This window comes from Bacillus sp. T17B1, from assembly GCF_026796395.1.
GTDB classification, from domain to species: Bacteria; Bacillota; Bacilli; order Bacillales; family Bacillaceae; genus Bacillus; species Bacillus spizizenii_A.
Genome location: NZ_JALAYA010000058.1, coordinates 1 through 7,312 on the forward strand (window position 1 = coordinate 1; position 7,312 = coordinate 7,312).

Sequence of the window (7,312 nt, forward strand, 5' to 3'; positions counted from 1 at the left end):
TACTTAGAGGGGATAATATCACTGACAGTGCTGGTCCTTTTATAATGATTCATGCGTTCCTTTTGTCTTCTGTTTATCTAAAAACAGCACCAGCTCTATTACAGCCGATACACCTACAAACACGACGCACACAACAACAATCAGCATATAATCATCGGTCATGTCAAAAAACAAACCGCCTGCATACACACTGAGAGCCCCGGCAATCTGATGAATAAAGAAATTGATGCCTAACAGCGAGCCGATCAATCCTGTTGGATAATTCTCTGAAATAGACGCCGCGGTCAGCGGGATTACACCTGTGTAACTGAGCCCGAATAACAGGATAAACCCGAAGTACCAAAGTTCGCTGTGGTGGATTCCGAGAATGGGAATGAGCAGACAAATCAGACTGAGCAGCCGAATGAAAAATAAGATAGACAACATCATGCTTCTGCTGCCGAGGAGATCTGACAGCCAGCCCGCCAGTAATCCGCCAATGATAATAAACGCCCCGAACGCGGCCACCATTCCGTTGACATGAGAGACATGCGCATCCTTCAGTATTGGAACGAGATGAGCATCAATGATCCCCATTGTAAATCCGCATGTAAACATGCCGAAGTACAGAATATGAATGAGACGGGACTGCTTTACCACCTTCCAAAATCCTCGCCAGTCATAAGATTTTTTTACTGACGGCGCTTGCGCATGTGGCGGGGGCTTCATCCCGAAGGCGAGGAGCGGCAGCAGAACAGCCGCCATGACAATGCCTAATATCGTATAGGTGTTTTGCCAGCCGGCATGATACGGAGCTGCGGCCCAAATGGGCGAAAGCAGCAGCAGGCCCGCAGAGTTGGCATTGGTCAAAATAGCGAGCGCCAGGCCTTTGTGTGTGTCAAACCAGCGGCTGATGAAATATTGGGCCGTCACGCCGACCGCACAGGAATAGCCGATTCCGCCGAGCACTCCGTAAATGGCAGAAAACACATGAACATTCGGTGAATACGGAAGCACCAAAAAGCTTGCACTGATACAAACAGCTCCAAGCGCCATAATTTTTCTGACACTAAACCGGTCAATAAAAAACCCGACAAAAAACTGAACGATGCCCGTGGTGATCATAAAAATGCTGACTGAAAGCGAAATCAGCGACCTGTCGGCATGGAAGGTATCCGCCATCGGCAGCATAAAAAATTGAAAGGAGTTTCTGAATGAGTTCATTCCAATGGCGAAAACAAACGTAAACAGCAATACAAACCATTTCATCTTGGGAGATGCATGCATGTTTCTACCTGCCTTTGATTGAGTATTGCAACTATTATATCATATAAAATTTTACATTTAATACAAAAAGCGGAACAGCATGCGCTGTCCGCTTTCGATCACAATTGATAGATCGGATGCTGATTCAAGATCGCAAAAATCCGTTCTGCCACTTCTTCCGTATGTGACAGCAGAAACATGTGCCCGCCGTCAAATTTATGAAACGTGATGTCTTTCGCCCATTTCTCCCAGCCTTCCGCATCCCGAATACATTTTTCATCACGAAGTCCATTAAAGACATGAACAGGTGATTGGATCGGGGCTACATCGTGAAGCTCAAAATGCTCAAGAGCCCGGTAATCTGATCGGAAGGAAGGCAGGAAAAAGGACATGACTTCCTTGTTTTCCACAAGCTCCGCGGGCATCCCGCCTAACTTAATAATATGATCAAGAAACTGATCATCAGGCAGATGGGACACTTTCTTCCGCTGAATATGCGGCGGCTGTATCGCAGAAATGATAACCGCCTGCGGAAAGATGCCTTCACGCTCCAGCTTTTGCGCCAGCCTAAATGTGATCATTCCGCCCATGCTGTGTCCAAACAGCACAAACGGCCGATCAGGGCGAAGGTTCAATTCTTGCTTGTACAAATCGGTCAGCTCTTCGAGATCCTCAATGGCTGACGTTTGATTTGTGCCGTGTCCTGGCGGCTCAGCAGCGAGCATCTCACACTCCCCTTGCAAAAAAGCATGGAGAGGGCGAAATGATGCCGAGTAGCCGCCGGCAAATGGAAAACAGATGAGCTGCGTTTTTTCCGACGCATCAAATGATTTGAAGAGTTGGCTCATTGGCCGTCTCCTCCTTTCATCATTTCATTTAAGAAACCGTTACAGTTTGTGTATTAAGAAAATCGAGCAAAATTCCGGCATTCCTGGCTAGCGTTTCACCCTGCAGCATTTCAGCGTGTGTTCCGAAGCCTTTTTTCACACGGTAAGTACCTGTTGTTGCCCCTTCCCACGATGCAAGCCATTCCGGCATGTCAAAATCAACGCCAGATGTCAGGACATCAATATCCGCTTTCACCTGGCCTGTGCTGATCAGGTTGACATAGTAAGAGTAGAAAGCGTGTGTTTTTTGCTTAAGTCCTTGTTTGACTGCTTCGCTGTTGAGCGCTTCATTGTCACGGTTGACATTCATCAATGCTTCAACATCACTCTCAACCGTGCGTCCGTCCAGATCACTGACACCTTGTTTTTTATAGGAATCCACCATGATGATCCGCTGAACAATGCGCCCTTGTTCCTCAAGCCTTTTGGCAGCTTCAAACGCCAGGCTGCACCCCGCTGAATACCCGAACAGTGTCAAAGACCCTTCAGGCTGAAGCTTCTGAATCAGATCCGCATAGCGGTCAAGCCGGTTTTCCTCCTCAATGAAATCAAAGGCGCACAGCTTGTATGACGGCAGGCGGCTGGCCAGGTTTTGGTACATAAGGCCATAGCCCAGGACCGGCGGGAATGCGAAAATGATCTGGTCCTGATCGGAATTCATTATCGTTACTTCTTGCAATCCATCTGAGCCCCCGTTTTTCAAATACGCTGAAATGCCGGCGATCGTCGGCGCTTCAAATAAAAGCTTAACCGGGAGATCAATCCCGAGCTCTTTTTTGATACGGGAAGCGGCAGTCATTGCTTTTAAGGAATGCCCGCCGAGTGCAAAGAAATCATCATGAATGCCGACTTGCTCTCTGCCGAGAATCTCAGACCAAATTTGTGCGATTGTTTCTTCCGTCTCATCTCGCGGCCCGATCCATTCCTCCGCCAGCTGATCCTGATCCGGTTTTGGCAGCAGCCGTTTATTGACCTTCCCGTTTGTCGTTAAAGGAAGCTCCTCCAAGAAAGTAAAGGTTTGCGGCACCATGTAAGCAGGGAGCTGTTTTTTCAGGTGCGCCTTCACGTCTTCAGCTGAAAGCTGAGTCCGATTCACGAGGTAGGCGTTGATTGATGCATCGCCAGACTCATGGCGATCTGCCACAACGACCGCATCTTTCACACCTGGATATTCCTGCAGCTGCTTTTCAATTTCTTCAAGCTCAATCCGGTGTCCGCGTATTTTGACCTGGTCGTCAATCCGGCCAGCGTATTCAATCGTTCCATCCGGCAGCCAGCGTGCTAAGTCCCCTGTGCGGTAAAGCGTTTCTCCCGGTTTGAACGGGTTGGTGATAAACTTTTGCTTCGTCAGGTCATGACGGTTGACATACCCTTTAGATACGCCCATTCCGCTGATGCACAGTTCACCGACCGCCCCGAATGGCTGTAGCTGGTTTTGCTCGTTGAGAATATAAACACTGGCATTGCTGATCGGCTTTCCAATTGGCAATGAGGAGATGGAATCCGGTATATCATGCACGACATGAGCTGTCGCAAACACCGTTCCTTCAGTAGGCCCGTAGCAGTTAATCAGCTTGCCCGGCCCCATGATTCGCAGCGCTTTTCTGACGTGAGGCACTGACGCGCGCTCCCCGCCAAATAACACGCAGCGAAGCCCCCTCATCCAATCCTCTCCCGCATCTATGAGAAGATTAAATAGTGCAGTTGTCGCAAACATGACATTGACATTCTCCTGCTGGATCAAATCTGTGAGCCGTTCTGTATCAAGCAGCGTATGTTCATCTGCGATAATGAGTCTTGCCGCATTTAAAATTGAAGCGTAGAAATCAAAGGTAAACGCGTCAAAAGCATAATTCGAAACAGATAAGAACGTATCTTTTTCAGAGAATGCTATGTAGTTGACATGCTTGACCAATCCTTGAATATTGGCATGAGTGGTGATATTGCCCTTCGGCTTTCCGGTTGTTCCGGACGTGTACATGATATATGCCGGATCATCGGGTTCAATCGCGATTGCTGGGTCGCTTTCCTGTTCCGCAAACCGTGTTTGATCATCGATGAAGAGCATTGTTCCTGTATACGGCAGCTGAGCCGCTTTTTCTTTCATCTTATGATGTGTCAGCAGACAGTCTGCCGCACTGTCAGTCAGCATATATGAGATTCGGTCCTCAGGCAGCTTTGGGTCAATCGGCAGATAAGCCGCTCCTGCTTTTAATACGCCGAGAATGCCGATCACCAGTTCAAGCGAACGCTTCGTGTACAAAGCTACTACGGAGCCTTTGCCCGCGCCTTGCTTTTGCAATCGGTGTGCAAGGCGGTTCGCTTCATCATCTAATTCGCGATAGGAAAGAGTCTGGCCGGAATACGTAAGCGCCGGTGCATCCGGATTGACACTCACCGCTTCCTTGAACCAATCCGTCAGAGGCTTTGCTTCATGAGTTTGCGCCGGCGGGTTTAAGCCGGAAAGCAGCAACGCTCTCTCCTTGTCGTCAACGAGATTGATTGTACTGACAGGCTGATCCGGCTTTTCGATGAGCTGCTGAATCGCTGTGAGAAGCTGAGATTTCAAGCGCAGGATAAACGCCTCATCAAACACATTCTCATTATAGGCAAGCTTAATCAGCATCTCATCTCCCGGGGAAGCCATGAGGTTGAGGTCATAATTCGACTTCTCAAAAACATGTACATCCTCCATATCAAAGCCGTTTTCACTGTTATCTTCATTTTTTGCATCCTGTAGCGGATAATTTTCGAAGACAATGATGTGGTCAATCAATTTTGGCTGATCGGCCTGAGTTTGGATGTCATAGAGCGGCACATATTGATGCGGCTCAGACTGAAGCGATTGCTCCTGCAGCTGCTTGAGCAAACCGTTAAATGTGATATCCTCAGACAGTTTCACACGTCTCGGGACAACGTTGATAAACAGCCCGACCATATGTTCAACGCCTTTGATTTCCGCGGGACGCCCGGAAACGACTGTGCCGAAAGCCAAATCGCCAGACTGCTGATAGCGGCTGATCAATACGCTCCAGACTGCCTGCAGGGCCGTACTTAAAGTGGTATGCTGCGATTTTGCCAGCTCGGTAAAGGCCTTTGTTTCCGCCTCCGGCAGTGAGAAGAGCAGTTCTTTCGGCTCGTAGCCGTCCGTTTGTTTCTTTCTTAGCTCCGCAAACGTCGTCTGTCCTTCAAAATCCTCTAAGTACTCGCGCCAGTAATGCAGTGATGCTTGTTTATCCTGCTTTTCAAGCCACTTGATATAGTCTTTATACGGTTTAACAGGCGGCAGGCTGTACGGCTTTTGTTCGCGCAGGGCATTGTATACCTTGAACAGATCCTGCACGACGATACCGAAGCACCAGCCGTCTAAAATGATGTGGTGGTAGCTCCACACCCATTCAAAGCTTTCTTCAGATTTTTTGAAAATGGCTGCGCGCATTGGGATATCCCGCGTTAAGTCAAAGCCCTTGATCTTATCCTGTTCCTTGTATTCATTGATTTTGGCTATTTGCTCGCTGTCCGTTAAGTGCGTCAGGTCGATTTCTTCTATATGAAACTCGCGTTTTTTCAATACAACTTGGACAGGCCTTTTTACTTTTTCGTGAATGAACACGGTACGAAATACATCGTACCGGTCCATGATCACATTCATGCTTTCTTCAAGGCATTTGGTATTCAAGCTGCCTTTTACTTTCATCGTGATTTGTTCAATGTAAAAGCTCTGGCCGGGATTCAGGATGGTATGAAACAGCATCCCTTCCTGCATCGGCGATAGGTAATACATATCTTGAACCTGATCCTTGCTAAATTGACTCATATGCTTCGCTCCCGCCTTCTGTAATTCCCTTGCATTTTATTTTAAATTCTCCTCAAGCATGTCAAAGATATCGCCCATCTCGTCCATTCCAAGGTCTTCAGCACTGAAGTCGCTTGGTGTGAACTCCTTGTCCTCTTTTTCCGTGCAATGGCGGATCAGCATCAGGAGATTTTCTTTAAACCGTTCCATTTGCTCCTCGACTGTAGCTCTTTCAAATTCCTTCTCATTATAGGAGCAAGAAAGCACAAACCGGCCGTTTCTAATCATGCCGCTGAAGCTTAAAGCATACAGTGCTTCTGATTCTTCGCTTACTTGGCGCCCCATATCGAAAGCGGACGGCTCAAAGAAGTCGGTTTTTACTTCACTGTCGAATTGGCCTAAATAGTTGAAGCTGATCTCTGGCGTGAAGCCCTTTGTTTCCGCAGTTTTTGTGACATAACGGAGAATGCCGTAGCCAACTCCTTTATCCGGAATGCGGCGCAGATTTTCTTTGACTGTTTTGATCACGGTTGAGGCATCTGCTTCAGACATGTCGAGCACAACAGGATATTGTGCTGTAAACCAGCCGATCGTTCTGGAGATATTGACATTCGGGATGATGTCCTCCCGTCCGTGCCCCTCCAGGTTAATGCCAATTTTGGCATCGTCTGTCCATTCTTTCATCGTTAAACCGAGCGCGCTGAGAAGAATATCATTGATTTCGGTTCCATATGGCTGATGAACATCCGTTAAGAGATGTTTGGTGTCCTCTTCCGTTAATTCAAATATGACGGATGATGTATGCTTGACGATCCGCTGCTCTGTTTCGTAGTCCTTCGGCAAAGGAGAAACCGGTTCAGCCTCGATTTGCGACCAGTATTCAGCCTGCTGTAAAAGATGCGCTGATTGGCTGAATGCCGCCAGTTCTTCCGCCCAATCCTTGAAGGAATTTGTTTTTTGCGGGAAGACAACGCTCCCTTCTTTCTCAGCCTGCACGTAGCCTGAAGCAAAATCTTCAAGCAAAATCCGCCATGAGACACCGTCGACCACGAGATGGTGTACAGCGATGAGCAGGTGATCGCCAGCTTCCGTACGGTATTGCTCCGCCTTTAAAAGCGGTCCGTTTTGCAGATTGAGACTGCTTTGCAGCCTGTCCGCGAGAATCTTGATCTGGCTTTTCAGCATCTCTTCATCAGTGCCGTACAGATCAACGATTTCGAAGCTGGCCTTGCTTTCGCCGATTGGTTTATACGCTTGAATGATCTCTCCGTCTTCCTCACGGTAAACCATGCGGAGTGCGTCATGATGTTCGATCAGCGCCTGCAATGTTTTCTCCACCCGTTCAGGATCAAAGCCCTTCTTGGCGTGAAGCATCACTGATTGG

Annotated in this window: 4 protein-coding genes; all 4 read right to left on the minus strand. The window is 48.1% G+C overall.

Annotated elements, in window-relative coordinates:
- Positions 1-39 precede the first annotated feature (39 nt).
- Positions 40-1,266, minus strand: a complete 1,227-nt coding sequence (locus tag MOF34_RS20385; protein ID WP_268401534.1) for an MFS transporter — start codon at positions 1,264-1,266, stop codon at positions 40-42.
- Positions 1,267-1,364: 98 nt separating this feature from the next.
- Positions 1,365-2,093: a surfactin biosynthesis thioesterase SrfAD gene (gene srfAD, locus MOF34_RS20390; protein WP_268401536.1), complete on the minus strand. Its 729-nt coding sequence runs from the start codon at positions 2,091-2,093 to the stop codon at positions 1,365-1,367.
- Between the two features lie 28 nt (positions 2,094-2,121).
- Complete coding sequence (gene srfAC, locus MOF34_RS20395) at positions 2,122-5,949, minus strand: surfactin non-ribosomal peptide synthetase SrfAC (protein WP_268401537.1); 3,828 nt, start codon at positions 5,947-5,949, stop codon at positions 2,122-2,124.
- Between the two features lie 36 nt (positions 5,950-5,985).
- A partial coding sequence (locus tag MOF34_RS20400) for a condensation domain-containing protein (RefSeq protein ID WP_268401538.1) occupies positions 5,986-7,312 on the minus strand: 1,327 nt, incomplete at its 5' end.

Coding starts and splice junctions, on each gene's coding strand:
- MOF34_RS20385 (WP_268401534.1), bottom strand. CDS start 1,266: ATGCATGCATCTCCCAAGATGAAATGGTTTGTATTGCTGTTTACGTTT.
- srfAD (WP_268401536.1), bottom strand. CDS start 2,093: ATGAGCCAACTCTTCAAATCATTTGATGCGTCGGAAAAAACGCAGCTC.
- srfAC (WP_268401537.1), bottom strand. CDS start 5,949: ATGAGTCAATTTAGCAAGGATCAGGTTCAAGATATGTATTACCTATCG.